We start from the raw sequence: 2,871 nt of genomic DNA on the forward strand, positions 1-2,871 counted from the left end.
GCCGAAGGCTGCGATCTTTTGATCTTGTCTTTTAAAAAACCAAGTCAAAAGATCGCAGCCTTCGGCAGCTCCTACACGGGATCGTCGTATTCGCGCCTTCCGGGTTTGTCGTCTAACGTTACTCCCTCATCGGACTGAGCCCCTGGGCTCTTGATCAAGGAGAGACTGATGACGTCGCGTCGCACGATCGAACAGACCTACCGCACCTGGTCCAGCCCCATTTTGCTGGAGCTGAAAAAGCGCGAACACCAAATGGCGCCGTTCGAGCGTCAGGCGCTGGAAAATGTGTTGGTGGAGAGGCGGTTGCTGGATATCGGTAATCCGCAGGGCAATGACCGCCGAACAAAAAACCTCACCCTGGATTAATCGCTAACCCTTGTAGGAGCTGAGCTTGCTCGCGAAGGCATTGTGTCAGGCAGATGTGATTTGCCTGACACGACGCCTTCGCGAGCAAGCTCGGCTCCTACAGGTTTGTGTGTAGGCCCAGTTTGAGTAGTTCTTTGCGCAGGATTGAGGGTGCGTGGACGGCCATGCCGGCGTGCCAGTCCAGTGTCAGCAGACGATTGAGTTTGCGTTGGCTCAACACCGGGTCTGCCAGCAAGCAACTTTTCCGGTCGCGGATGCTGATGACATTCAGCATCCAGTCATCGCCCTGCTCCGCCATCCATTGGCTGATCGCTGGCCGATGCTTTTGCAGCAACGCATCGGCATCCCACACGGTCATTTGTGCGAAGACTTGCGGCAGATTGCTTTCGGGTTTCAGGCGTTTCAGGTCGGCTGCCAAGGCATCGGCAAGGTCAGATTCGATGCTGGCCTGGCATTCGAGGAAGTATTTCTCGGGCCAGTCGGTCGCGAGTTTCGCCCGAAACGCGAGTTCGGCGTAGGCGTCGATGTCCGCTGCGGTGGTCATCTGGCTGGTGAAGTTCAGGGTGTTGTCGAGGATCGCGGTGGCCAACAGTGCGGCACTTTGTTCGCTGATTTTTGCTAGCAAGTCTGAGATCTGCCAACGCTGAAAGACCTGAGTTGCCGCAGCGCCGATCGGGCGGATGTCGGCGGCTGAACCGAGTTTCTTTGCCCAGTAATTTTCGTAACCTGGATGATGGTCGATGACTTCCACGACCTGATCGAGCACGACCAGTGGATCGAAATGGTGATAGTCGGATACGTCGACCAAGATGAATTCGTCAGTCAGCGATGGTTCATGCGTTTGAAAAGCGCGACCCCAATCAAGCACGGTTTTCGAGACGCTGGTGTTGGGTTTTGCGCTGCTGACGGCGCGGGCGGGGATGCCTTGCAGATTGAGTAATTCGGCGTAGGCGATGCAGCAGGCGTAGGCGTCGATGTCCAGATAGGACGCGCCGGAGGTGATGATTTTCATGGGCGGCAACGTCGCACATTTTCATGACATTCGGGTGACAGGAAAAGATCGCAGCCTGCGGCAGCTCCTACACAGGGCTGCGATCTGTTGATGTTTATGCGGCGGCTTTACCGGCTGCCACCGCCGCCGAAGCCGCGAGCATCGCCCGCAACAACACCGCACACCCAGCCGCCAGATCATCCGGCGCGGCATTCTCGATTTCGTTGTGGCTGATCCCGCCTTCACACGGCACGAAAATCATCCCCGCTGGCCCAAGTTCGGCGAGGAAGATTGCGTCGTGGCCAGCGCCGCTGACGATGTCCATGTGCGACAACCCCAAGCCTTTCGCCGCGCCGCGCACCGCTTCCACGCAGCCGTTTTCGAAATACAGCGGCGGGAAGTCGGCGGTGGGGGACAGTTCATAAGTCAGGCCATGTTCCTCACAAGTCGCTTCGATGACCTGCTTCACTTCAGCAATCATCGAATTCAGCCGTGCCGGTTCCAGATGCCGGAAATCGAGGGTCATGCGCACTTCGCCGGGAATGACGTTGCGCGAGCCGGGATAGGCTTGCAGGCAGCCGACCGTGCCGCAGGCGTGCGGTTGATGGCCGAGGGCGGCGCGGTTGACGGCGCCGACGATGACCGAGGCGCCGACCAGTGCATCTTTGCGCAGGTGCATCGGGGTTGGGCCGGCGTGGGCCTCGACGCCGCGCAGTTTGAGGTCGAACCACTTCTGCCCCAGCGCACCGAGCACCACGCCGATGGTTTTCTGTTCGTCTTCAAGGATCGGGCCTTGTTCGATGTGTGCTTCGAAGTAGGCGCCGACCTTATGCCCGCTGACTTTGCGCGGGCCGGCGTAGCCGATCGCATTGAGTGCTTCGCCGACCGTGATGCCCTCGGCATCGACCTTGGCCAGCGTTTCTTCGAGGGTGAATTTTTCGGCGAACACGCCGGAGCCCATCATGCATGGCGCGAAGCGTGAGCCTTCTTCGTTGGTCCAGACCACCACTTCCAGCGGCGCTTCGGTTTCCACGCCGAGGTCGTTGAGTGTGCGCAGAACCTCGACGCCAGCGAGCACACCGAAGCAGCCGTCGAACTTGCCACCGGTGGGTTGCGTGTCGATGTGGCTGCCGGTCATCACTGGCGGCAGGTCGGGATTGCGCCCCGGCCGGCGGGCAAAGATGTTGCCGACGGCATCGACCGTGACGCTGCACCCGGCGTCCTTGCACCATTGCACGAACAGGTCGCGGGCCTGGCGGTCGAGGTCGGTCAGGGCCAGGCGACAGACCCCGCCCTTGACCGTGGCGCCGAGCTTGGCCAGCTCCATGAGCGAGGCCCAGAGGCGATCGCGGTTGATGTGCTGATGGGTTGATTGCAGAACGTCTACGGCTGCGTTCATGGGGATCTCCTCAGGCTGCTTTTCTTATGAGTTTCTTCAGATACATCTCTGCCGCAAGTGAGGCCGTCTTCGCGAGCAAGCTCGCTCCCACATTTGGAATGCGTACCCCTGTGGG

General features: G+C 59.8%; 3 protein-coding genes. 1 reads left to right on the forward strand and 2 read right to left on the reverse strand.

The features are described 5' to 3' along the window. Window positions 1–168: 168 nt before the first annotated feature. The gene (locus tag QMX93_RS30360; protein ID WP_053121391.1) at window positions 169–366 is read left to right on the forward strand and encodes a hypothetical protein; all 198 of its coding nucleotides are present in this window, start codon (window positions 169–171) and stop codon (window positions 364–366) included. 97 nt (window positions 367–463) lie between these two features. Here QMX93_RS30360 and QMX93_RS30365 read toward each other — a convergent pair whose 3' ends face one another. Both QMX93_RS30365 and QMX93_RS30370 read right to left on the reverse strand, forming a co-directional pair. Next, complete coding sequence (locus QMX93_RS30365; protein WP_282359285.1) at window positions 464–1,378, reverse strand: DHH family phosphoesterase; 915 nt, start codon at window positions 1,376–1,378, stop codon at window positions 464–466. A 94-nt stretch (window positions 1,379–1,472) separates the two neighbouring features. Then, on the reverse strand, window positions 1,473–2,756 hold the full coding sequence (locus QMX93_RS30370; RefSeq protein WP_282359286.1) for a Zn-dependent hydrolase: 1,284 nt from the start codon (window positions 2,754–2,756) through the stop codon (window positions 1,473–1,475). Window positions 2,757–2,871 lie beyond the last annotated feature (115 nt).

Source organism: Pseudomonas sp. PS01303 (genome assembly GCF_029959385.1).
Lineage (GTDB): Bacteria > Pseudomonadota > Gammaproteobacteria > Pseudomonadales > Pseudomonadaceae > Aquipseudomonas > Aquipseudomonas rustica.